The organism is Desulfohalovibrio reitneri, from assembly GCF_000711295.1.
Taxonomy (GTDB): domain Bacteria; phylum Desulfobacterota; class Desulfovibrionia; order Desulfovibrionales; family Desulfovibrionaceae; genus Desulfohalovibrio; species Desulfohalovibrio reitneri.
Map to the genome: position 1 here is coordinate 36,241 of NZ_JOMJ01000003.1, position 22,717 is coordinate 58,957.

The window sequence follows — 22,717 nt, forward strand, 5'->3', positions numbered from 1 at the left end:
CGAAACGGAGCGAAGCCGCATACAGGCGAGGCGGATCGGCTGAAACCTGAGCCTGGGATTGCATGATGTCAGCTTGCCCAGAAATGCTTGAGCAATTGCGTAGCGAGGACTCCGACCTTATCCGCGAGGCCGCATGGCGGGCCGGGGAGGAGGTGTGCGAGGACGCGGTGCCCGTGTTGGCCGAACTCCTTCGGAGCCATAACCTCGGCGTCCAGGAAGCCGCGGAGCAGGCCCTTCGCAAGATAGGCGGGGCCATCACCGTGCGGAACATGGTTCCGTTGTTGCACTCGGACGAGGCTCCGGTCCGCAACTTGGCCATGGACATCCTGCGCGAGGTGGGCAATCAGGACTTCGCCTCCATGGTGGACATCCTGCATGACGAAGACCCCGACATCCGCATCTTCAGCACGGACATCCTGGGCTCAACCGACAACCCACTCGCGGTGGCCCCGCTGTGCGAGAGCCTCCTCAAGGATCCCGAGGTCAACGTCCGCTACCAGGCGGCCGTTTCCCTGGGCAACCTGGCCCAGCTAGAGGCCACGATCTGTCTCAACAAGGCCTTGGACGACGAGGAGTGGGTCCAGTTCGCGGTTATCGAGGCGCTGACCAAGATACGCGCCGAGTCCAGCGTGGATGCCCTGGTGCGCGCCCTGGACGGGGCTTCCGACCTGGTGGCCTCCATGATCGTCGAGGCGCTGGGCGAAATGGGCAACGTGAAGGCGGCCACCATGCTCCTCAAGCGTCTGGATGACAGCCCCACCGCCCTGCGCAACAAGATCGTCCAAGCCCTCATCAAGATCCTCGGCGGCAGGTCTTTGACCCTTCTTTCCGATTCAGACCGCGACAAGCTCCGCGAATATCTTTTGGTCGCCCTGGATGACGAAGAGGCGGACATTCAGGACGCGTCCGTGAATGGCTTGGGTTACGTGGGCGGCGACGAGGCCACCGACAAGCTGCTTGAACTGGCCGCCGGACTTGAAGTCGACACCGACCACGAACGTTTGGCCATGATCGTGAAGAGCCTGTCCAGAATCGGGCTGAACCCCTCGCTCAAGCGCGGCCTGGAACAGGAGACCTCCGCCCAGAAGGCCATGGTCGCGGTGGAGGCCATGGGACGCATCGGCGGAACCGACGTCAGCTCAATTCTCATGGAGGTGTTCTGGTACAAGGACCGCGACTTGCAGCGGGAGATCGTCAAGGCTCTCGTGGCCGTTGGTGAAGAAGAGGCCGCCGGATTCTTTCTGGAAGTCCTCGATAAGCACGAGGATGGTACGGTTCTTAAGGCGGCCCTCAAGTTCCTGGGCGGCAAACTGAGGCTCCGGGAGGCCGGTGAGACCGTATTCTCGCTGCTCGAACATCCCTACAACGACGTCAAGGAAGCCGCCCTGGACGCGGCCATTGAAATGGGAGGAGAGGAGATGGCCGCTCGTTTCGACGGGCTCTTTTCCAGCTCCGACCCCCTGCATCGCCTCATGGCCGTGTACGCCCTGGGAAGGATGCGCGAAGGCAGCGACCCCCTGGACAAGCTCAAGCATGCTCTGGAGGACGAGGTTCCCGACATCCGCAAGGTGGCTGTGGAATCCCTGGCCGAAAAGTGCGGCTTCGATCCCGAGTGCGCTCCCTTCATTACTTCCCGCCTGGTGGACGAAAACGAGGATGTTCGCCTGGCCGTGGTTGAGTTGCTGGGAAAGCTGGACAGCCGGGACGTGGCCCCCTACCTCCTTCAGGCGCTGGCCGACGATAACGACTGGGTGCGCATCCGCGCCATGGAAGCGCTCGCGGCCCTTGGTTTCACGGACGCGGTTCCCCATCTGGTCCCGCTGCTTGAGAGCGGCAACAAGCTTGTCGTGCTGAAAGTCATTGAGTGCCTCGGCCTTCTGGGCGGCCAGGCGGCTTTCAGGGCACTGCTGGAGATGTCCGGCAGCGAGGACCAGGAGTTCGTTGATGCGGCCGAGGACGCGGTCTCCCGACTCCAGTCCCGGGAGGAGAGAGACTAGATGTCGTTGTTTTCCAAGTCCATAACCCTCGGCAAAGAGCTGAAGATATCCAACGATGAGTTCGTCCAGCTCAGGGATTTCATTTACCAGAAGTCGGGCATCTACATCGCGGACAACCGCAAGTATCTTCTCGAGAACAGACTGGCCAACCGCATCAAGCATCTCAACCTGAAAAATTTCGGGGAATACTACTACTACCTCCAGTATGATCCCCGGAAACAGCAGGAGCTGAACAAGCTTTTCGAGGCCGTGACCACCAACGAGACCAGCTTTTACCGCAACCCGCCGCAACTGAAGGTCTTTCAGGAAAAGGTCCTCAAGGACGTTCTGGAGGAGCGGCGTGCGCAGCGGCAGAAGTCGCTGCGCATCTGGTCGGCCGGCTGCTCCACCGGCGAGGAACCGTACACTCTGTCCATCATCCTGCATGAACTGCTGGGCTCGGAAATCAGCCAGTGGAACATCAAGATAACCGCCAACGATCTTTCCGAGGCGGTTCTGGCTTCCGCGAGACGCGGAATCTATACGGATTACGCTCTGCGCACTACTCCCAAGGAGATCGTTTCAAAGTACTTCACTCCGGAGGATGGCAAATACAAGGTCAAGCCGGAGGTCAAACGCCTGGTCAATTTTGGGCAGATCAACCTTTCCGACAGGGCGCAACTCAAACGTGTTGAACGATCGCAGATCGTGTTTTGCCGCAACGTCATCATCTACTTCGACGACGAGGTGAAGAAGCGGGTGATCGGCTCCTTCTACGACAACCTGCTGCCCGGCGGTTATCTGCTCATCGGGCATTCGGAGTCGTTGCACAACATAACCCGCGCCTTCAAGCCCATCCACCATCCCGGGGCCATTGTCTACCGCAAGGAGGAATAGTGAGCGAGTCAAGCGAGCGCAGACGCTTTGAGCGCCTTCCCAAGCCTTACCGGCTCGAGGTCTCCGCCTTCCGTTTTCCCTTGGCCGGGCAGAAACGAGTTGAGGCGCATTGCCGCGACATCAGCGCCGGCGGGGTGAAAATGTCCTGCTCGCTGCATTTCGAGGCGGGCGAGAAAATCCTGGTGAAGGTATTCATCCCGAGCCTGAACAAGTTTCATCCAGGATATCTCAAGGTTTTTGAAAGCGACGAGGGGCAGTACCTGCAGGCCATCGCCGAGGTCATGTGGGCGGAACAGTCCGGGGCGGGAGAACACATGCTCGGGGTGCGGTTCGTCGACGTGGACCAGGATGACTGGAAAGCCTTGGAAAACCTGTTGCGTAAGATGTTGAACGAAAGGGAAGAGGGGTAGCTTGGCGCGGGTCCTGGCCATCGGCAACCAGAAGGGCGGGGTGGGCAAGACCACCACCGCTCTTTCGCTCGGGTCGGCTCTGCAGCGGCTCTCGCAGCGTGTTCTGATCATGGACCTGGACCCGCACGCCAACGCGTCCATCCATATGGCCTTCTTCCCTGAAAATTCCAGGGGAACGGCCTACGACTTGTTTCTGGAGGAGAAGCACGATCCAGGAGTCTGGGACCGGATCATCGTCCGGCACGAAGATACCGGGCTGGATTTCGTTCCCGGCCACATCCGTCTCTCCGAGCTGGAGGTGGACACCCGGGACCGGCCCAACAAGGGGCTCATCCTCAAGGAGGCCCTAAAGGACCTGGATGAGCGGTACGATTACGTTTTATTGGACTGCCCTCCGCACGTAGGGGTGTTGCTGGTGAACGCGCTGGTTGCTTCCGATCTGTTGATCATTCCCGTGCAAACCGATTTTCTTGCGCTGCACGGCTTGCGGCTGATTTTCGACACCATCCGCACCATCAACCGCGTCATGCCGAAAGGGGTCAGATTCAAAGTCCTGCCCACGATGTACGACCGGCGCGCTGGCGCCTGTCGCCGGGTTCTGAACATCATAAGGCGCAAGCTCAAGGGACACATGTTCAACACTATCATCAACACGGACACAAAGTTCCGCGAAGCCTCGGCCAAGGGGAAGGTCATCTACGACATCGACCCCAATACGCGTGGAGCCGTGGAGTACAGTCTGCTGGCCAAGGAGTTGATGCAGCCGTGAAGACCCCGGAAGAGTATTTCCAGGAGAACGTGCGCCTTCCCGGCGAAGAGAAGGGAGGGGATCTGAGTTCCGCGGAGCGGGCCTTCGTGGAAAAGTACATGGGGATGGGGGGAGCCAGTGAATTGGAGGGCATGCCGCGTCTCGACCCCAGGCGCGAGGACAGCCTGCCCGGATTCGCTGCCGTCGCCGGCGCGGACGCACCGCCCGAAGAGCCCTCCCCGGACGAACCCTCTTTGGAAGAACAGCTTAAGAACGAGAGCGAACTGCAATTGGTCAGCTTCGTGGTGGGGGAGCAGGAATTCGCCGTGCCCATCATGACCATCCAGGAGGTCATCCGGGCCGTGGCCCCGACCCGGCTGCCCCGGGCCCCGGAATTCGTGGAAGGCATTGTCAACTTGCGCGGCCGAGTCACGCCCCTTGTGTCCATGCGTTCCTTGATGGGCGTCCATGGCGGCGATGAAGACAAATTCATCATCGTCTGCCGGCGTTCCGGCATGCAGGTCGGCCTCATTGTCACGTCGGTCAAGACGATGTACCGGGCAACCCAGGACATCATCGAGTGGGGAATCGAATCCAGCGTGGGTATCAGCGCCCAACTGCTGGCCGGGCTGATGAAGAAAGACGGGCGTCTAATTAATATCATTTCCGTGGACAGGCTTGTGACGCACGTCCTGGCCAAGTAAGGGAGCGAGCCATGACCAAGAATATTCTTATCGTCGACGACTCCAAGACGGTCCGCAACCTGGTGGCCTTCATCATGAAAAAGGAAGGCTTCAAGGTTACAACGGCGGAGGACGGCCTTGACGGTCTTGAGAAACTTTATTCCTCCGATGCCTACGACCTCATTATTTCCGATGTGAACATGCCCCGTATGGACGGGTTCACCTTTATCAAGACGGTGCGGGAACAGGATGCGTACCGCGACATACCCATCATCGTGCTGTCCACGGAAGGGCAGGAAAAGGACATCCAAACCGGACTGAACCTCGGGGCCAACCTGTACATGGTCAAGCCGGCGCAGCCGGACAAGATGGTCAAGAATGTCAAGATGCTGTTGGGATAACCGGGGAAGTGAACTGCGTTTGCCTCAGGGCGGGCCAATGACCACGCGAGGAGACCCATGAGCCAGGATTTCATGGATCCTGAGATTTTCGCCGACTTCATCGTAGAGGCGAAGGAGCATCTCGAGACAATTGAGCCGACGCTGCTTGAGCTCGAAAAAACGCCGGACAACATCGGCCTGCTCAACGACATTTTCCGCCCGATGCACTCCCTCAAGGGTGCCTCCGGGTTCCTTGGTCTGAACAAGATCAACGGGCTGGCCCACAAGGCTGAAAACGTTCTGGACGAACTCCGTACCGGCAGCATCAGCGTCAACACCGAGATCATGGACGTCATTCTGGCGGCCACGGACGCCTTGCGCACCATGATCGACACGCTGGAGGCCGAGGGGAACGAGGGGGACGTGGACACGGAACCCCTCATCCAGAAGCTGGCCGTGGTGCTCAAGGGCGGCAACCCTTCCGACGTGGATGCCGCCGGCGAAGGGGGCGCCGGCGGCGGGGACGAAGCGAGCGGTCTTGAGCCCGCCGATGAGGAGCCCAGCGAACCCGCCAGATTTGAACCCGAGACTGAAGCAAGGGATGAAAGTGCCGTCAATACTGGCGAGGCGGAGGAAGAGGAGGATCTACAGGCTCTCTTCGAGGCCGAAGAACAAGCCAGGGAAGAGATCGGGGAGTTGCCCCCCTTCGAGCCAGAGACGTACAAGCTGACAACCATCGGCGAAGGGCACCTTTCCGACTTTCTCGAGGAAGCTCGGGAGATCGTGGAGAACCTCAACTCGTGTTTGGTGAAGCTGGAGCAGAACCCCTCGGGCGACAACGATATCGTCAATGATACCTTCCGGTATTTCCATAACCTCAAGGGAAACAGCGGCATCATCGGCTACAAGGAGTTGAACGCCCTGACCCACGAGGCGGAAACGCTTCTCAACCGGGTCCGCAAGGGCGAGGTGGAAGCCACCCAGCCCATGGTGGATTTGTTGCTCTCCGCCGTCGACCTCATCGACGAGCTTGTGGGGGCCATCGACTCTTCCTCAGGCGAGGTGACAACCATTGACACTCGCCTCACCACCCAGCGTCTCCGTCATGCCGTTTCGACGGGCGAAGTGGAAGCCCGCAACGGAGACGGCGAGACCGGGAAGGCCTACGATGAAGGGGGAGACGACGCCGAAGCCGTGGCTCTGGCCGCCGCGGAGCGGGGGGAGCCGCCCACGGAGGCGGCTGCGGAGTTCGACCCCGAGGACGTGCAGATTTTCGTCCAGGCCATGTTGCAGCAGATAGACAACTTCAATCTTGCGCTGCAAATCCTGTCCGAGGACGACACGAACAAAGACTTCATAGACGGCCTCTACCGCAGTCTGACCACTGTGCAGAGTTCGTCCGGCTACATGGGGTTCGACGACATCCGAACCACGGCGGAGCGGACCGCCGGTCTTGTCGATCAGGCCCGCAAGTCGGACATGGACTTCTCCCTCATGCTCGACATTCTCAAGCAGGAATGCTCCATTCTGGAGGATACGCTCCGGAGCAAGATCGAGGAACTGACCGGAGCCAAGGCCGTGACTCCGGGGGAGGCGGACCGTGCCGCGGGACTCGGCGAGGAACCGCCCGAGCCTTCTGACGGGGAGCCATTCGAGGAGGAGCCAGTCACGGAAACACCGGGCGAAGAGGCCGTTGCCGTTTCGGAAGCTCCTGAGCCCGAACCTGAAAAGACCGAACCCGAGCCACGAATGAAAGCGGAGGAGCCAGCTGAATCCGCGCCCAAGGAAGAGCCGAAGCCCGCCGAATCGCGAGAGGCGAAGGCGGAAGAGGTCGGAAAGAAAGCCGAACAACCCAAGGCCAAGTCCGCGACCAAGGCGGACTCCGGTCAGGCGGCGGCCGGGGGGCAGGCCAAGCCCAAGACGTCCTCCACCATCCGGGTCGACCACGAAAAGCTCGATCACCTCATGAACCTCATCGGCGAGTTGATCATCAACCGCAACCGATTCGCCATGCTCGGCCGCGCCCTGGAGGAAGGTCAACAGGACGTGCAGGAAGTGGCCCAGGACCTTCTGGAGACCACCGATGCAATGAACCGCATCTCCGACGACCTGCAGGACACCATCATGAACGTCCGCATGGTTCCGGTGGGTACTGTCTTTTCCCGTTTCCCCAGGCTGGTTCGCGATATGTCGCGCAAGACCGGCAAGCAGGTGGAACTCATCATGGAGGGCGAGGACACGGAGTTGGACAAGAGTGTGGTGGAGGTCATCGGTGATCCGCTGGTGCACATGATCCGCAATTCCATGGACCACGGTCTGGAGTCCTCGGAAAAGCGCAGGGAGATCGGCAAGCCCGCCACCGGCAAAGTGTGGCTGCGCGCCTACCACAAGGGCAACTCCGTGGCCATTGAGGTGGAGGACGACGGCAAGGGCATCGACCCCGAGGGCATCAAGCAGTCGGCTATTGGCAAGGGCGTCATCACGGAAGAGCAGGCCGCCCAAATGGATGACCGCGAGGCGCAGGAACTCATTTTCGCCCCGGGATTCTCCTCCGCCGAGGAAGTCACGGACATCTCCGGCCGTGGCGTGGGCATGGATGTGGTCCGCTCCAACATCAAGAATCTCAAGGGCAACGTGGCCGTCACCTCCGAAGTGGGCAAGGGCACCAAGATCACTCTCAGCCTGCCGCTGACCCTGGCCATTATCGATGCCCTCATGGTCAAAGTCGCTGGCGACACCTTCGCTATTCCCCTGGACGCGGTCTCGGAGACGACCAAGATCGAGGCCAAGCGGCTCACGGACGTCAATAACCGCAAGGCGCTGGAACTGCGGGGCGAGGTCCTGGGAATTGTGGAACTGGGTGAGTTGATGGGGATGCGCGTTGTCAAGGACGAGGAGGATCTCGACCTGCTGCCCATGGTCATCATCCAGGACAACGACCGACGCCTGGGCGTTGTTGTGGACCGCCTGCTGGAACGCCAGGAGATCGTCATCAAACCCCTTGGCCAGTACCTCAGCGATTTCAATCTTAAGGGCCTGTCCGGGGCGACCATCATGGGCGATGGCAGCGTGGTCCTCATACTCGACCCGCACGAGATGTACGCCTTGGCCACCGCTTCGGCCCGCGGCAAGTAGTTTCGAAGGACTCTGAATGAAAAAGGCCACGCCCTGTTAAACAGGGCGTGGCCTTTTTCATTACAGCGTCGTGTTGGCTACAGTGCCAGGAAAAGCAGCCGCAATCCCGAGAAAGTAAAGGCGGCCAATCCGGCCCACAGCAGGAGCAAGGCAAACCAGATCCAGATTTTGTGGCGCAGGGGGTTTTCAGCTCGGCAAACGACTCTCCACAATACGCAAGCCGCCACGCAGGCGGCCGCCCCGGCGAGCCAGGGCCACAGTAGCGCCGGAGTGGTCAGGGCTTGGCCGAAAGCCTGCCAGGCTTTCCAAACGAGCCATCCATGAGCCGCCAGATAGCACGGCATGAACAACAGGCTCAGACCGGCGAGACGGCGGAGACTCTGGGCGTAGTAATCCCTGCCCCAGTCGTCGCGCGGACGGCGCAGCAGAACGTAGGCCGGAGCCAGGGCCGAGGCGCAGGCGGGAGCCAGCAGCAGGTGCCCCACGGTCAGGGGCCAGAAGAAGTCTGTGCCGGGAGGGGGCAGCAGGGTGGCCAAGCTCGGTGCGGCCGCCTGCTCGGCGTGCAGAGGAACCGAGGCGGCGGAAAGGAAGGCCTGGAAGACGAAGAGCCCGCCCAGTCCGCACAGGGCGGCCAGCCACCCCAGACCGAGGTGCGTCCCTGGGGTGGACTTGAGGCGCTTCCACGAGAGGTCGTAAGCCAGGGCGGCGAGCAGCCAGACGCCCAGAAGGGGAAGGAGCAGAGGAGCGAATACCGGCGCGATCTCCCCGGTCAACGTTTGGGTGCGGGTGACGAGCATGACGACCGCCCCGCCGGCGACCAAAACGGTGAACAGGGCCGTCCACAGTCCCAGACGGCTAAGGTGCTGGGCGCACTTCCTGGCCAGAACGCCGCCCTTGGCGCGGCCCTTGGTCTCGTTGACGGCGGCTAGCAGAGGCATGCCCAGGGCGCTCATGACGAGAAGCAGGTTGAAGGACAGCGGGATGGCGTTGGCGGCCAGCCAGGCATCGCCTGAAGTGAAGGGCATGGGCTCCTCCTTGCGGGGTCGCGGGGGATTGGACGGCCAAGCGTCACGGTCCGGCGAAACGGGCCTTCTCATGCCTCAAAAGCGAATGAGAGGCAAGTTGGCGGGCTTGATTCAAAGGCTGATTCCGCCTATCCCTTGCTGTGGCATCGCTTTGGCCGCATTCCGTATTGTGGAGGATACATGCAGGTTGTCACCCGATTCCTTTGTCTCGCCCTTCTTCTGGCTTTAAGCGCCGGCTGCGCTTCCAAGGGCAACGGCGACGCCGTGACCGAGCCATCAGGGCCGGAACAGCCCGAGTCCAGTGAAGAATGGCGCATGCAGAACCTGGAGGAGAGCTTTCTCCAGTTCAAGGAGAACCAGCGCGGGCGGGAGCGGGCCATTGAGGCCATGCGGGAAGAGATGGATACACGACTGCGTGAAATGGAGGAACGACTGGCCCGCATGGAGGATCGGCTGCGCGGCGTGGAAGCTGTGCAAGCCGCCATGGGCGGACGTGTCACCCCCGGGTCGGTGGAACAGCGTAAGGAAGAACGGGCGGCATCCGAGCAGTCCCTAAAGACACAGACTTCCGGGAAAAAGGCCAAAACCTCCGCTGTCGCGGAAGATAAAGAGGCGGAGACCGGGCAAACCGCTCCCGCGGCAAACGCCAAGGCCATGTACGACGAGGCCGTGAAGCTGGTGGTGGCGGAGAAGTACGACCCGGGTCGGGAAATGCTCAACGAGTTCCTTGGCCGCCACAAGGAAAGTCCCCTTAAGCCCAACGCCCTCTACTGGCTCGGAGAAACCTACTACGGGCAAAAGCGATATGCCCAGGCCATCCTGACTTTCAAGGAAGTTATCAGTCAGTATCCCGAGCACCACAAGTCGGCCGACGCCCTGCTCAAAATTGGTTACGCCTACGACAAGCTGGAAGACGAAGACAACGCCCAGTTCTATCTTCGGGCGCTTGTGGACGAATACCCGGAGGCCGACTCCGCCCCCCTGGCGCGCCAGAAGCTGCGGAAGATATCCGAGTAGGGTATGGCCCAATCCGCAGGGGCCCACGACGAGTACAGGGCAGCCCTGGCCCTGCGGCATACCAGCGGCCTCGGCCCCAGGTGCTGGTCGCGTCTGGCGGATTATTTCGGCTCCCTCGCTTCTGCCGCCGCTTCGGCACGGCGCTGGGCCGCCCTGGGCCTGGCTACCGGGAGGCAGGAGGCCGCGTTCAGTTCACGCGAATGGAAAGCCCCGGCCGAGGAGGAATACCAAGCCGCGCGGAAGCACGGCCTGCACGCCGTCACCCTGACCTCGCCGGACTATCCGGCCCAGTTGCGCCGCATTCCCGACCCACCGGTCCTGCTCTATTATTCCGGTCGTCTGGAACTTTTGCAGGGCCCCTGCCTAGCCGTTGTCGGTGCCCGCTCCTGCTCCAGATACGGCCTGCTCACGGCCAGGAGCATCGGCGAGGAGGTCTCGCGCGCGGGCATTACTGTGGTTTCCGGCTTGGCTGACGGCATTGACCGCCAAGCCCATCTTGGAGGGCTGGCCGGGGTGGGGTCGACCGTCGCCGTGCTGGGGTGCGGCCTGGACCGCGTCTACCCGCAGGCCAACGCGGACCTCTACCGTTCCGTGGCCGGGCAGGGGGTGATCATCAGCGAGTTGCCCCCCGGCTCGCCTCCCAAGGCCTCCCACTTTCCGGTTCGCAACCGCATCATCAGCGGCCTCTCCCTGGGTGTGTGGGTGGTGGAGGCGGCCAAGTCCAGCGGCAGCCTCATCACCGCCCGGCTGGGTGTGGAGCAGGGCCGGGAGGTCTTTGCCCTGCCCGGACGTATCACGGATACATCTTTCAAGGGATGCAACGCCCTCATCGCGGATGGAGCGCATCCCGTTTCAGGGGCGGAGTGCATTCTGCGAGAGTTGCGCTACCAGTTCGCCGACGCCTTGAGAGAAGCCGAGGCACGGTCCGAATCCCCCCCGGCCCCTCCCACGGGGGAACCGGGGGAGGCGGCTCCCGAACCGGTTCCGGTGCTGGATGGCGACGAAGGAGTTTTGATGTCGCTTCTGGAGTACGACCAGGGGCGGCACGTTGACGAGGTCATCCGGGCCAGCGGGTTGCCCGGCCACCGGGTGAGCGCCCTGCTGGTGGCTCTGGAGGTGCGAGGCCTTGTCCGGCAATGGCCCGGCATGTATTATACCTTAGCTGAACACGCGGGCTGATCCGTCCCTTTCCCGCCGCAAGGAACACCATGCAAAAGATCCCCCTCAACCTGGCCAAGCCGGGCATGAAACTGGGCAAGCCCGTCCTACGCGACAACAACCTCGTGGTCGTGGCCCAGGGGACCGAACTGTCCGATTCCCTCCTCATGCGCCTGGAGAACATGGGCATCGAGAGGATTACCGTTGAGGGCAACCCGGTGGATATGGGCGGCGCGGCAGGGGATACCGCCGCATCCAAACGTCTGGAACGCCTGGATCACCTCTTCCGGGGCCATGAAGGGGACAAATGGATGAACCAGGTGAAGAAATTCCTCACCAACTATTTCCGCATGAAGGCGGCCGCCGAGGCCGCTGATGAAGCCGCTGGGGAGAAAGAAGAGTGACCGCCGACCTCAAGACCGAAGCCAAGGGCATGGTGCTGGAGGTCAAGAGCCTGCCCACGCTGCCCAAAGTGCTGGACAAGGTCACGCAGCTTCTGGAGAACGAGGAGTCCTCCATCGAGGACATCGCCCGGGTCATCGCCACGGACCAGGTACTCTCGGCCAAGGTGCTGAAGATGGTCAATTCGCCCATCTACGGTTTTCCCGGCCGCATCGGCACAGTGCAGCACGCCCTGGTGCTGCTGGGCTTCAATGTCATCAAGGGCATCATCATCTCCACATCTGTATTCGATATGATGGTCAAGGCCATGGAGGGGCTGTGGGAGCACAGCATCGGCTGCGCCATGGCCTGCAGCTGCATCGCCCGCCGCGCCGGCTTCAAAGACCCGGAGGAGTACTCCGTTGCCGGGCTGCTGCACGACCTGGGCAAGGTGGTCATGGCGGTTCAGCTGCCTGAACTGGAAGAGCGGGTGTCGGCCGCTGTCAAGGAAAAGGACCTGAGCTACCTGCAGGCCGAAAAGGAGACCATGGGCTTCGGCCACGACCGCATAAATGCCTGGTTGGCGGACAACTGGCGGTTACCGCCCAATCTCAAGGAAGGCATGTCCTACCATCACAAACCCCATCAGGCCCCTCTGTACCCGGATATGGCCGCGGTGCTGCACATCGGGGACTTTCTGGTGCGCGTCTACGAGTTCGGTTACTCCGGTGATGACCAGGTGCCGTATTTGCGTCCTGAGGCCATGAAACAGCTCGGCTTCAAGACCGCCGACCTTGAAGCGGTCATGGACGACCTGGGGCGGGAACTGACCGAAGTGGCCGACCTGACTTTCGGCTGAGCCATGACATCCTGCCGTTTTCCTCATTCCCACAGGGCCTTTCTTATTTCGGCCGACACCACGCTGCAGGAGATGCTGCGCGCTTCCTGGCCCGCGGATGTGCTGGAATGGACCGTCTTTGAGCGTGCCCGCACGGCCATTGAAACGCTTTTCAACGAGCCGCCAGATTTGCTGGTGGTGGACCACAATCTGCCCGACATGTCCGGCGCGCAGGTGGCCAGCTTGGTCAAGAGCGAGAATGTTTACCGCCAGCTTCCCGTCATGCTCTGCCTGACGCCGGACGACCTTTCCGGTGGTCTGGATTTCGGGCAGGTGGAGTGCGACGATTTCCTCATGGCGCCCTACGACCAGGACACGGTCAACGCCCGCATCTGCCTGACCCTGGCCCGTGCCTCCCGCAGCCTGGACGCCAACCCCCTGACCAAACTGCCGGGCAACACCTCCATCATCCAGCGTATCCAGGACGCCATAGACCGCAGCGAGAACTTCGCCCTGGCCTACCTGGACCTGGACTACTTCAAGGCCTTCAACGACAAATACGGTTTTTCCAGGGGTGACGAGGTGTTGATGATGACCGCGCGAGTCATCGTCAACATCATCCGCGGTTTCTCCGGAGTGAAGACTTTTGTGGGACATGTGGGCGGGGACGATTTTGTTTTCATCGTCCCCCCCGAACTGGCTGAAGACGCCTGTCGTCGAATTATCAAGAGTTTCGACGACATCGTGCCGCACTTCTACGACGCGGATGACCGCAAGCAGGGCTTCATACGCTCCACCGACAGGCAGGGGTGGGTGCGGGACTTCCCGCTCATGGCCGTGTCCATCGCCGTCGTCCTCAACCAGGGCGGCCGCTTGAACCACTACGGCGAGGCCTCGGCCATCGCCATGAGCCTGAAGAAGAAGGCCAAGGAAACCCCCACCAGCAATTATGTCCTCGACAGACGGGAACACCCGGCTTCCTGACCCCGCCCGCGCCTATCTTGTTCATCTGGAGGTGGAGAAGGGCTATGGCCGATCCACAGTCGGGGCTTACGGCCGCGATTTGGGTGCTTTTCAGGCCAGCCTCGAAGCACGCGGCAAGAGCTTGGACTCGCCTGAGGACGTGGACAAGGCGGACGTGCGCGCTCATCTGGCTGCCCTGCACAGGAGAGGACTGGCCAAGTCCTCGGTGGCCCGGTCGCTTTCCAGCCTGCGCGGCCTGTTCGCCTATTTCCGGAGGCAGGGCGTGGTGACTTCCAACCCCATGTCCGGCGTGCGCAACCCCAAGCAGGAGACCCGTCACCCTCAGGCGCTCAACATTGACCAAGTCATGAGTCTCCTGGAGAGCAAGCTGGAGCCGGACCCGGAAGGGCTGCGTGACCTGGCTCTGGCGGAATTGCTTTATGGCGCCGGGTTGCGCATCAGCGAGGCGTTGACTCTGGATGTGGAGGACCTGGATGCCGGGCAATCCTTCGTCCGGGTCATGGGCAAGGGAGGGAAGGAGCGTCTCGCCCCCCTCTCGGAAAAAGCGAGGGAGCGGCTTTCGCGCTGGCTGGAGCAACGTGGGGCAATGGAGCCCGCTCCGGACGAGCGAGCCTTGTTCCTGGGGGTGCGCGGCGGAAGGCTGAACCGCCGGCAGGCCGCCCGCATCACCGAGAAGTTGTCCGCTCTGGCTGGCTTGCCCCAGTCGATCAGCCCCCACACCCTGCGCCATTCCTTCGCCACCCACATGCTGGAGGCCGGCGCCGACCTGCGGAGCGTTCAGGAACTGCTGGGCCACAAGCGGCTTTCCACCACCCAGCGCTACACGCACCTGACTATGGGCAAGCTCATGCGGGCCTATGACGCAGCCCATCCCAGGGCCAAGGCCGGCGGGAAAAAGGACGGAGAAGAACCTAGCTGAGGCGGCAGCCCGGGCAGACCCGCGTAATGCGGATGTGACGGCCGGGCTCCAGGTCGTCGGGCAAACTCTCCTCGAACGCCACCCAAAGGCGGTTTCTGTCTACGCGAACCACCTCGCATTCCAGTTCATGCTTCTCCCCGGAGGAATCGCGAAGCCCGTCGAGCATCACCTTGTCCCCGTTTTGGAAGACGTGTCCGGTCATGGAGACCAGGGCTCCGTAACACCCCAGCTCTTTGATGTGGTCCAGGGGGGCGTCGAACACGGGGGGGCCGTTCTGCGGGAGGAGGCCGCGGCCGCAGCACCTGGGCACGGCCCGGTGCAGAGGAGGCGCGGTGTTCATTTCGGTGCGCATGGGTCCTCCAGATTTTGCCTCCGTATACACATACTGCGGGAGTAAATCCACTGCTGGAGCAAAACTCTTTTTTCACGAGTCTGGTGCGGCGGTTTCCGGTTGTTTTGCGCTGGAAGAGGATGGGGGCGGGGTCATTCAGGTTGAAATTGTGAAATCGCTCCTGAATGTGTGGCGAAATTACGAGCATGGTGATATCCCCTGGAATGCCGGGTGGATCCAGGGGATATCACCATGTGTGGAAAAAAGCTAGGTTTTTACTTGAAAAAAGCGAGTATTCTGAAAAAATTAGCGTTTACTCTGCGGACTATTTGTCCAGGACCTCAAAGCCGAACTCGGGGTCGGGTCGGCGAACCAGCTCCGAGCCCTCGATCTCGATGATGATTACTTCGGCCAAGCGCCATACCTCGACGCCTTTGCGGCAGCACCCGGTGCGAGCGTGGTCGCCGCGACCGAACGAGCCGTGCAGATGGAGCTTGGGCACGCCGTCGTCGCTGGGAAAAATGGTGCCCACCGCGAACACCTCGTGCGCCTCGGAAATGCGCTGCACCACCGGGGTCACGCGCCGCGCCTCGCCGTCCACCGGTCCGACCACCAGTTCTCCTTCGTCCGCGCCGCCGATGACGGTGACGCTCGCGCGTTTGACGTCATGCTCTCGGGCGAAGTCCTCCAGCGCGTGAGGTAATAGCTCGTCGTCTTCAAGGCGAATGGTGAAGATGCGTCCGGGGCGTCCTTGGGAAACGATCATGATGTCCTCCCTGGACCGGCGGAATCCACCCCGCACGGTCCCTTGAAGTCGCAGTACGAGCAGGCCTCGCGCACCACGGGGTCGAGGCGACGGGCCTGGAGCATGTGCCGCAGGACGAGCCGCGTCAAGTCGACGGCCCGTTTTTCGGCCACTTTCCGTCGCTCTTGGTGGCCGAAAGAGCTGGAGAAGTAAGGGGTTTCCTCGCCTTTGTCGGCGAGTTCTATCCAGGCCGCGTTGACGGGGGTTTCCCCGGTGTTGGCCCACAGGGCCATGTACAGGGGGAGCTGGACCGATCCGGCCGCTTCGGCCAAGCCGCTCATGGGGTCGGAAGGGGAGTCCGGAGTCCAGTCGTGTAGTCCGCTCCAGAGGGTTTCGTCCAGCCAGAAGCCGGTTTTTCCCTTGGGCGGGGAACCTGTCTTGTAGTCCAGCACATGCACCCCGTCCCCGCGACGGTCCACCCGGTCCAGGTGGCCCTCCAGCCTTATGGAGCGGACCGGACCGAATCCTTCCGGCAGGTCCACGTCAAGCGTCAACCGCTGTTCAAGCTCCACAATGGTCGTTCGTCCCTGGTTTTCCAGAAAACGGCGCAGGCGCTCGGCGCCGGTCATTTCCAGGGCGGCTTGCGCGTCGCGGGGCATGTGGTGGAAGAAGTCCTCCGCTCGCAGGGCTGTGGCGTATCTGTGCCGCAACTCGTCGGCGGAAAGCTGCGAGAGGTCCGCCTCGCGTCCCTTGAGGGGGGCGAGGAAGTCCTTGAGTACGGCGTGAACCACCGTTCCCAGGGCCGCCCTGTCCCCTTCCTCGGAAACCCGTTCGGGCGGGCGCAGACCAGCCACGTAGCGGTAGAAAAAGGCCTTGGGACAGCGCAGGTACTGATCAATGACGGACGGGGACAGCCCCTTATCCAGTAATCGGGCGGCAATGGCTTCGCGCACCGATTCTGTCACCGGGATGGAGGCGGTCTCGGTCTGGATGGGCAGCATGGGCAGGGAGACGGACTGGAATTCCCTGGACTCTCCGGGGTGGATGACGCGGCCCAGCTCCTTTTCCCGTTCCCAGAGCGCCTCCTCCACGTAGCGGCTTCGAGCGGAGGTCTCATCCAGCACCCCTGGCTTGTCGCCGCGCTGGTAGAAAAGCACCGCCTCGTCCGCTCCTTGCACGAGGCGGTGGAAAGTGGCAGCGGCCACGTCGTCCCGTTCTCCCGCGCCCGGCAGGCCCAGCAGGGGGCGCAGGGAATCCGGCAGGAGCGGGTCGTCCCCCATCGCCCCGGGCAGGCGGGACTCCACGGCTTCCAGTATGTAGACACGCTTGAACTGGAGCAGCCTGGTCTCCAGCATGCCCACAACCTGCAGTCCGCCCAAGGGCTCGGGCTCGAACGAGACTCGTTGCTGGCGCAGTATCTCGCGGACGACCGAAAACAGCGTCCCTTGGTCCATTAATTCGTTGCGCATGGCGCATTGGGCCAGGGCGGGGATCACCTCGTCGGCAAGCCTGTGCAGGCACTCCGCGTCAATGAGGAAGCGATGCCAGAGGTCGCCTCCGTGCTGCAGAAGCATCTCCACCAGACCGCGCAAGGCCTTTGCCATGCCCGCCATGTTGCGCGCTCGGGAGAAGCCTAACAAACAGCGGTCAACCATCTTGGCCCGCAGAACTTCCAGTTCGGCTGTCCGGTGCGCCAGGTCCAGATTGTCGTAATCCGGCGCCCAGTCGTGGGGGGCGCGGAATTTGCCCTCGACCGCCAGGCTGCGCTCCCACTGGCGCAGTACGGGCCGCAGCCCCACCTCGTCCTCATCACCGGAGCGCAGCATGCGAAGATACGGATGGCGGATGACGGCCAGCAGGTCTCGATGGAAGATGCTCCCGTCCTCCAGCGCCCGCTCCTGGGCTTGCATTAGGTTTTCCAGCAGGTTGCCCAGGGCCGATCGTTGTAACGGGTAGCCAAGGCTGATGTTGACCTCCCGTTCCTGGAGACCGTGCAGCAAGGGGACGAGGAGAGCGGTGTCGGGGAGAACCACCGCTGTCTCGTCAAGGTCCGGTGCAGCCGCGAGTTCCCGTTGCAGAGCATACAGTTGGGAGTGGCGGTCGTACCCCTGCACCACCCTCACGGATGGGGGGCCGCCGGGTTCGCCGGTCTCGGCCAGAGGCTCTGTGCCCGCTCCCCAGCGGCGCCTCCAGGCGTCATGCAGCGAGGCCGCGTGGTGCGGCGTTTCGCCCCGCCCAAGGGCGGGGTCCGTGTGCCACAGGATTTCGGCTCCACCGTGCCATAGCCGCTTGAACAGCTTTTCCTCCGCACCGCTGAGAGCTGTGAAACCAGCCACAAAAACCGGTTCGTCCGCCAGTATGCCGGCGGCGGCGTCCAGGTTGTCCAGCAACAGGCGGCAATCGAGACCCGGGGACGTCCAGCCACGCTCGGCCATGCCATCCAGGTAGGTGCGGTGCAGACGTGAGAGGTTGCCCAGCAGGGAGCGTGCGAAAGGTGGAGCCTCGTCTTCGGTAAGGTCCAAATCGCGGGGCGGACGACCCTGGCGAAGCAACTCCTCCATGATCTCGGCCAGCCGCATGCCCCAGGGCAGGAACTGGTCGCGGCCTGTCTGTTTGTCCAGCAGGCCGGGCAGAGCGGCTACTTCGTCCATGAGCAGTTCCACCCTGTCCAGAACCGGCGCTTGCCGCAGTGGTTCGGGATGCACCCGGCGGCGCAGGTGCGAGGCGAACTCAGTGAAGGCGAACGTTTGTGGCAGCAGGCAGGGCTTGGGCAGCCTTGGATTTTCGGCGATCCAGCGCCGCAGATAGCGGGCCGGGCGGGCATGTGGGAATACCACCACGGCCCGGTGCAGATCCGACCCCAAGCGGTTTTCCAGCAGCAGCCCCAGTTCATCAATGAAGTCCGAACGCCAGGAAACGACGCGAATGGGCTGTGTCATGCGACCTCCTGCACGTCCCGCCTGTCCAGGTAGACCAGCAATCCGGTCACGGGGCGGCCGAATGTGGTCTCCATGCGTCGCAGCAGTTCCAGGTAGCGGAGCAGCTGTTCGCGGTGTTCAGGCTTTGGCTGACCGGTCTTGTACTCGACCACCACAATCCGGTCCGATTCCATCAGCAAAAGATCGGCCCTGTGGAGGTTGCCTTCCTCGTCCAGCATGGCCGCCTCCCTGCGGCCGCCCTCAAGGCAGGCTCGAATCACGTCATGTCCGGCGGCCCAGCGGCACATGGCCGCCAGTTCCGCAGCACCATATTCGGGATTATCGAAGGCCCCGGGATACATGGCCACGACCTGCTTCGCCGCGTCCTCGGCCGAGGCGCAGGCCGAGCCTGGGCTGTGCAGCAGTTCCATGGCTTTGTGGGTCGCCTCGCCCCGCAGCTTGGCTTCGCCGGGTTCCTCCAGCAGGTGACGGAACACACGCAGCCTGGGCAGCCACTCCATGAACTCAGGGGGTTCCTCTCGGGGGCTTATCCACTTTGGAACCGGCAAATTCCGTGTTTCCTTGGCTTCGGAGGAGGGAGTTGGCGGCTGACCGCGTTCCCAGACTTCCAAGCCGGTGAGTCCGAGGAATCTGGACAAGGCCAAGTGGGCTGGGCTGGAGGAGTTTCCTTTGCGCCGCAGAGGCAGGAAACCGTGCAATTCCTCCGAGGGACGGGTGCAGGCCACGTAGAGCATGTTCAGGTTTTCAAGCCCGTTCTGCAGGATCCGCTCCCAGTAGGGGGCGCCAATCCCTTTTCGGATGGTGGTAAGGAGCGGTTTGCCGTCGACCTTCACTACGGTGCGACCCAGGTTGCCGGTCTCCAGGCCCCAACCTGTGAAGGGCAGGACGACCACGGGAAATTGCAGACCCTTGGCCTTGTGGAAGGTCATCACCCGCACCGCGTCCACGTTTTGGGGCAGGGGGGCTTTTTCCTCGGCCGAGGACTCGCGCCAGAACTCCAGAAAACCGGGCAGGCCGCCGGAGCCCTTTTCCTCGGCCAAGTGGACCACCTCCAGAAAACGCCGCAGGAAAAGCTCGTTCCCGGGGTGGCGCTCCTCCAGGTGGAAGATTCGCACCGCCTCGGCGACCAGGTCATAGGGCCGCATGAGCCCGGATTTGCGAAGAAAAGGTTCTATGCACAATCGCCATGCGTCAGGAAAGTCATGCTTGAACGAGCGTGCGAGCGGAGGGCGGGGGCGGGAGGCCAGCCAGTCGGTGAGCGTTTCCGGGTTCAGTCCGCTTTCAGGCAGAAAGACGTTGCCGCCGCAGAGGAACGAAGCCAGGGCGAGGTCGTTATCTGGGTCGTCAAGAAATTCCAGGAAAGAAGCCAATTCCCTCACCAGGGGGTGGGAAGCCAGATTGAGGCTGTTTTCCGTGATGACCGGAACTCCTCGGTTGACCAGCCAGCCGCTCACCGAGGCCGCCTGGTCGTTGGTGCGCACCAGTACGGCCAGTTCTCCGGGGCGGCGTCTGGCGGTCAGGTCATCCAGCAGATCGTGGAACGCGGCCTCCACTTGTTCGGCGACTTCCGCGCCCGTGCCGCCGGGCAGGGCCTGGAAGCGGACGTAGCCTCCGTCGCGCGTCTGCTTCGGAGGCATTTGCTGCTGGGCGTCCGTGTAGGTGGTGTGGATGCGCTCGGCAAATGTTTCTTGCCGCTCCCGCGGAGCGGTGGTCAGGCAGGACTCCGCGATCTCTTCGGCCAGGTCGTTCGCCAGGCAGGTGAAAAGGTCGTTATTGAAGCCCACCACGTGTTCCAGGCTGCGCCAGTTGTGCTCAAGCTTGTTGGTGTGGGTCTTTCCGGCCAGGTATCCAGGATCGACGAGGATTTCCTCGAACAGTCGTGCGTCGCCTCCGCGCCAGCCGTAGATGGCCTGCTTCACGTCGCCCACGCAATACAGGCTGCCGCCTTTGGAGAGGCACTCCCTGGCCAGGGGAAGCATGGCGTCCCACTGTTCGCGGTCGGTGTCCTGGAACTCGTCAATAAGGATGTGGTGCAGCCGCGCGCCCATGCGGCAGGCGGCCTCGCCCGCGCCCGCGCCGTCGTCCAGCAGGTTTCTGGCCATGGTGGCGGTACGGGAGAGCGGGGTCTGGCCGTGGACTCGCATATATTCTTCCAGGTCGTCGGCCAGCAAGCGCGCCAGGGCCGCGCATGGAGCCAGGGCGTAGGAGCCTTCCAGCACGGCGTGGCGCTCGTTGTAGGCTTCGTGCGCCGCCACGAATTCGTGGAACAAGGCTTCCGTTTCCGGTCGCACCAGATCGCGGGAGGCCTTAAGGAGGCATTCTCCGAGTTCGACCTTGCCCGTCCAGGCCCCATCCACCGGCCCCTGAAAAAGCGCGGCCTCGTCCACTTTGTCCAGGAATGCCGAGAATTTCTTTTGCGGCCGCAGTTGGTTCTTTTCGATGGCGACGCGGAGGTCGCGGGCCGTTTGCAGGTATGCGGCGTGAGTCGGACGAAGCATGTCGGCCATGGCCTGCTGGTCCGTCTCCAGGTTTTCCCAGGCCCAGCGGCAGGCCATCTCCGCGAGGCGGTTCCGGATGGTTTTGCCCAGCCAGAACCCCGGCTTGCTCTCGTGTTCCACCAGGGTTCGCACTGCCTGTTCGAACAGGGCGAAACCCTCCTCGGCACCGGTTTCGCACCTGGAAACGTAGGCGTCGAAGACTTCCTCGGCCAGCTTCTTTTCTTCCAGCACCGGCTCCACGTCCGGCGGCAGGCCCAGCCGCATGGCGAACAGGCGCACCAGCCGCACGAGCAAGCTGTCGATGGTCCTTACGCCCAGGCGTTGATAACGGCGCAGAATGGCGGCCAGGGCATCGCTTGCTTCCCGGGCGCTCCAGTCCCCGTCCATTTCCTTGGGAGCCAGTCCCAGGGCCCGCTTTTTGAGGGTGGTGACGAGCCGCTCCTTCATCTCTTCGGCGGCTTTGTTGGTGAAGGTCACAGCCATGATTTCCGTCCAGGCGTGCGGTCCGGAGCGCGCAGGGCAGACCGGGGCGGCAGCGCCGGGCTCCGCATGGCGAAGCAGCCGGAGGAATCGTTGGGTCAGAGCAAAGGTTTTGCCGGACCCGGCGGAAGCGGTGATACGCAGCAGTCTGGATTCAGGCATGGTCGGTCAGCAGGGCTTTGGAGGCCAAGCGGCGCTGCCGGGCGCCGTCGTACATGGTCAGCAGCACGGCTCCCAGGATGAGGCCGCTTCCGGCGTATCCCAACAGGTTGAAGTATTCGTCCCACCATATGTAGGCCAGGACGGCCGCGGCCACAGGCTCCAGGGTGGCGGCCACGGCGGCCCGGGTGGCTTCCAGGTATTTCAGCCCGGCGTAGTAGATGGAGTAGGCAAGGTATGTTGAACCGAGTCCAAGCACAAATACGGATACCCAGGCCTGCGGCGGGTGGGCGGTAAACTCGAAGAAGGGGAGCATGACGACCGCGCCAGCAGGCATGGCAAGCAGGAAGAGTGTGGGGGTGGCGTAGCTGCCCAGGAAACGTTTCCCGAAAACATAGTAGAGGGCGTAGGAAAAGCCCGAGGCGAGGCCGAAAAACACCGCGGCGGGCGTTACCCGCATGGAGCCGCCTTGGCCCATGCAGACTGCCGCCACGCCGAGGATGGTCAAGGCCACCGAGGCAAGCTTGAGAGGAGTCATGGTTTCACCAAGGAGCAGGCGGGACAGGAGGGCAACCCAGGCGGGGGCGGTGTACAGCAGAACCGCCGCCAGAGCCGCTCCGCCCGTCCGCACGGCGACCACGTAGTTGCCGAACAGTCCGGCCACGCCGAGCACGCCAAAGGCGAGAACCCAGAACAGGTCCTTTCGTCCGATGCGGTATTGACGGGAACTTATCGCGTGGGCGGCGAAGAAGAACCAGCCGATGGAGGTCCGCCAGAAGGCTATTTCCAGAGGCTGCATGCCGGATGCGAGGGCGACTTTGGCCACGGGGCCGATCATGCCCCAGAGCAGGGCGGCGGTGAAGATGAGGAGGTAGCCGTTTGATCGCATCGTCGGTTCCGGCTGGAATGGGCCCTGCGCTACATTATTTGCCGCCGAAGGGAAAGGAGGTTTATGCTCAGCCGGTGATGTCGACAGTGTCTCCCTGTTCGGGAAACATCTGCCGACAGGAATGT

General features: G+C 62.5%; 19 protein-coding genes. 13 read left to right on the forward strand and 6 right to left on the reverse strand.

All coding sequences use genetic code 11. The features are described 5' to 3' along the window. Positions 1-65 precede the first annotated feature (65 nt). Genes N911_RS0100450 through N911_RS0100480 form a run of 7 tightly spaced genes read left to right on the forward strand, consistent with a single transcriptional unit; the run spans position 66 to position 8,229 of the window. Positions 66-1,997, forward strand: a complete 1,932-nt coding sequence (locus N911_RS0100450) for a HEAT repeat domain-containing protein (RefSeq protein ID WP_029893323.1) — start codon at positions 66-68, stop codon at positions 1,995-1,997. Next, positions 1,998-2,873 carry a CheR family methyltransferase gene (locus tag N911_RS0100455; RefSeq protein WP_029893325.1) on the forward strand — a complete coding sequence of 292 codons (876 nt, stop codon included), beginning with the start codon at positions 1,998-2,000 and terminating at the stop codon, positions 2,871-2,873. Beyond that, positions 2,873-3,283 carry a PilZ domain-containing protein gene (locus N911_RS0100460; protein ID WP_029893327.1) on the forward strand — a complete coding sequence of 137 codons (411 nt, stop codon included), beginning with the start codon at positions 2,873-2,875 and terminating at the stop codon, positions 3,281-3,283. The genes N911_RS0100455 and N911_RS0100460 overlap by 1 nt, the downstream gene beginning before the upstream one ends. 1 nt (position 3,284) lies before the next feature. Beyond that, positions 3,285-4,052, forward strand: coding sequence for a ParA family protein (locus N911_RS0100465; protein ID WP_029893330.1), 768 nt, complete (start codon positions 3,285-3,287; stop codon positions 4,050-4,052). Continuing rightward, entirely contained in the window at positions 4,049-4,735 is a 687-nt protein-coding gene (locus tag N911_RS0100470) for a chemotaxis protein CheW (RefSeq protein WP_029893332.1), read from the forward strand. The genes N911_RS0100465 and N911_RS0100470 overlap by 4 nt, the downstream gene beginning before the upstream one ends. A gap of 11 nt (positions 4,736-4,746) precedes the next feature. After that, complete coding sequence (locus N911_RS0100475) at positions 4,747-5,115, forward strand: response regulator (protein WP_029893334.1); 369 nt, start codon at positions 4,747-4,749, stop codon at positions 5,113-5,115. A gap of 57 nt (positions 5,116-5,172) precedes the next feature. Further along, on the forward strand, positions 5,173-8,229 hold the full coding sequence (locus N911_RS0100480) for a chemotaxis protein CheA (RefSeq protein WP_029893336.1): 3,057 nt from the start codon (positions 5,173-5,175) through the stop codon (positions 8,227-8,229). Between the two features lie 77 nt (positions 8,230-8,306). On the opposite strand, the gene N911_RS0100485 is transcribed toward N911_RS0100480, so the two are convergent. Next, positions 8,307-9,254 (reverse strand): hypothetical protein, encoded by a 948-nt coding sequence (locus N911_RS0100485; RefSeq protein WP_029893338.1) that lies wholly within the window; start codon positions 9,252-9,254, stop codon positions 8,307-8,309. A gap of 180 nt (positions 9,255-9,434) precedes the next feature. Between N911_RS0100485 and ybgF the strand changes: the two genes are divergently transcribed. The 6 genes from ybgF to N911_RS0100515 all read left to right on the forward strand — a co-directional run bounded on the left by ybgF (position 9,435) and on the right by N911_RS0100515 (position 14,551). Then, positions 9,435-10,271: a tol-pal system protein YbgF gene (gene ybgF, locus N911_RS16395; protein ID WP_035104166.1), complete on the forward strand. Its 837-nt coding sequence runs from the start codon at positions 9,435-9,437 to the stop codon at positions 10,269-10,271. A 3-nt stretch (positions 10,272-10,274) separates the two neighbouring features. After that, positions 10,275-11,450 (forward strand): DNA-processing protein DprA, encoded by a 1,176-nt coding sequence (dprA, locus tag N911_RS0100495; protein ID WP_035104167.1) that lies wholly within the window; start codon positions 10,275-10,277, stop codon positions 11,448-11,450. 29 nt (positions 11,451-11,479) lie between these two features. Then, positions 11,480-11,833, forward strand: a complete 354-nt coding sequence (locus N911_RS0100500; RefSeq protein ID WP_029893343.1) for a hypothetical protein — start codon at positions 11,480-11,482, stop codon at positions 11,831-11,833. Further along, on the forward strand, positions 11,830-12,669 hold the full coding sequence (locus tag N911_RS0100505) for an HDOD domain-containing protein (RefSeq protein ID WP_029893346.1): 840 nt from the start codon (positions 11,830-11,832) through the stop codon (positions 12,667-12,669). The genes N911_RS0100500 and N911_RS0100505 overlap by 4 nt, the downstream gene beginning before the upstream one ends. Positions 12,670-12,741: 72 nt before the next feature. After that, positions 12,742-13,632 (forward strand): GGDEF domain-containing response regulator, encoded by an 891-nt coding sequence (locus N911_RS0100510; RefSeq protein WP_341860283.1) that lies wholly within the window; start codon positions 12,742-12,744, stop codon positions 13,630-13,632. Further along, positions 13,598-14,551, forward strand: coding sequence for a tyrosine recombinase XerC (locus N911_RS0100515; protein WP_029893349.1), 954 nt, complete (start codon positions 13,598-13,600; stop codon positions 14,549-14,551). Before N911_RS0100510 ends, N911_RS0100515 begins: the two co-directional genes overlap by 35 nt. On the opposite strand, the gene N911_RS16400 is transcribed toward N911_RS0100515, so the two are convergent. The 5 genes from N911_RS16400 to N911_RS0100540 all read right to left on the reverse strand — a co-directional run bounded on the left by N911_RS16400 (position 14,544) and on the right by N911_RS0100540 (position 22,592). Next, positions 14,544-14,903, reverse strand: a complete 360-nt coding sequence (locus tag N911_RS16400) for a hypothetical protein (RefSeq protein ID WP_029893351.1) — start codon at positions 14,901-14,903, stop codon at positions 14,544-14,546. The genes N911_RS0100515 and N911_RS16400 overlap by 8 nt on opposite strands. A 304-nt stretch (positions 14,904-15,207) precedes the next feature. Then, positions 15,208-15,648 (reverse strand): PPC domain-containing DNA-binding protein, encoded by a 441-nt coding sequence (locus N911_RS0100525; RefSeq protein WP_029893352.1) that lies wholly within the window; start codon positions 15,646-15,648, stop codon positions 15,208-15,210. Further along, positions 15,645-18,566: a PD-(D/E)XK nuclease family protein gene (locus N911_RS0100530; RefSeq protein ID WP_029893353.1), complete on the reverse strand. Its 2,922-nt coding sequence runs from the start codon at positions 18,564-18,566 to the stop codon at positions 15,645-15,647. The genes N911_RS0100525 and N911_RS0100530 overlap by 4 nt, the downstream gene beginning before the upstream one ends. Further along, positions 18,563-21,706, reverse strand: a complete 3,144-nt coding sequence (locus N911_RS0100535; protein WP_029893355.1) for a UvrD-helicase domain-containing protein — start codon at positions 21,704-21,706, stop codon at positions 18,563-18,565. The genes N911_RS0100530 and N911_RS0100535 overlap by 4 nt, the downstream gene beginning before the upstream one ends. Continuing rightward, a complete protein-coding gene (locus N911_RS0100540; protein WP_029893357.1) occupies positions 21,699-22,592 on the reverse strand; it encodes a DMT family transporter in 894 nt (297 codons plus the stop codon). Before N911_RS0100540 ends, N911_RS0100535 begins: the two co-directional genes overlap by 8 nt. Between the last annotated feature and the right edge of the window lie 125 nt (positions 22,593-22,717).

Excerpts from the sequence above, each read along its gene's own strand:
- N911_RS0100455 (WP_029893325.1), top strand. The coding sequence starts at position 1,998 with ATGTCGTTGTTTTCCAAGTCCATAACCCTCGGCAAAGAGCTGAAGATA.
- N911_RS0100485 (WP_029893338.1), bottom strand. The coding sequence starts at position 9,254 with ATGCCCTTCACTTCAGGCGATGCCTGGCTGGCCGCCAACGCCATCCCG.
- N911_RS0100510 (WP_341860283.1), top strand. The coding sequence starts at position 12,742 with ATGCTGCGCGCTTCCTGGCCCGCGGATGTGCTGGAATGGACCGTCTTT.
- N911_RS0100530 (WP_029893353.1), bottom strand. The coding sequence starts at position 18,566 with ATGACACAGCCCATTCGCGTCGTTTCCTGGCGTTCGGACTTCATTGAT.
- N911_RS0100475 (WP_029893334.1), top strand. The coding sequence starts at position 4,747 with ATGACCAAGAATATTCTTATCGTCGACGACTCCAAGACGGTCCGCAAC.
- ybgF (WP_035104166.1), top strand. The coding sequence starts at position 9,435 with ATGCAGGTTGTCACCCGATTCCTTTGTCTCGCCCTTCTTCTGGCTTTA.
- N911_RS0100480 (WP_029893336.1), top strand. The coding sequence starts at position 5,173 with ATGAGCCAGGATTTCATGGATCCTGAGATTTTCGCCGACTTCATCGTA.
- N911_RS0100535 (WP_029893355.1), bottom strand. The coding sequence starts at position 21,706 with ATGCCTGAATCCAGACTGCTGCGTATCACCGCTTCCGCCGGGTCCGGC.
- N911_RS0100500 (WP_029893343.1), top strand. The coding sequence starts at position 11,480 with ATGCAAAAGATCCCCCTCAACCTGGCCAAGCCGGGCATGAAACTGGGC.
- N911_RS0100515 (WP_029893349.1), top strand. The coding sequence starts at position 13,598 with ATGTCCTCGACAGACGGGAACACCCGGCTTCCTGACCCCGCCCGCGCC.
- N911_RS16400 (WP_029893351.1), bottom strand. The coding sequence starts at position 14,903 with ATGCGCACCGAAATGAACACCGCGCCTCCTCTGCACCGGGCCGTGCCC.
- dprA (WP_035104167.1), top strand. The coding sequence starts at position 10,275 with ATGGCCCAATCCGCAGGGGCCCACGACGAGTACAGGGCAGCCCTGGCC.
- N911_RS0100540 (WP_029893357.1), bottom strand. The coding sequence starts at position 22,592 with ATGCGATCAAACGGCTACCTCCTCATCTTCACCGCCGCCCTGCTCTGG.
- N911_RS0100525 (WP_029893352.1), bottom strand. The coding sequence starts at position 15,648 with ATGATCGTTTCCCAAGGACGCCCCGGACGCATCTTCACCATTCGCCTT.
- N911_RS0100450 (WP_029893323.1), top strand. The coding sequence starts at position 66 with ATGTCAGCTTGCCCAGAAATGCTTGAGCAATTGCGTAGCGAGGACTCC.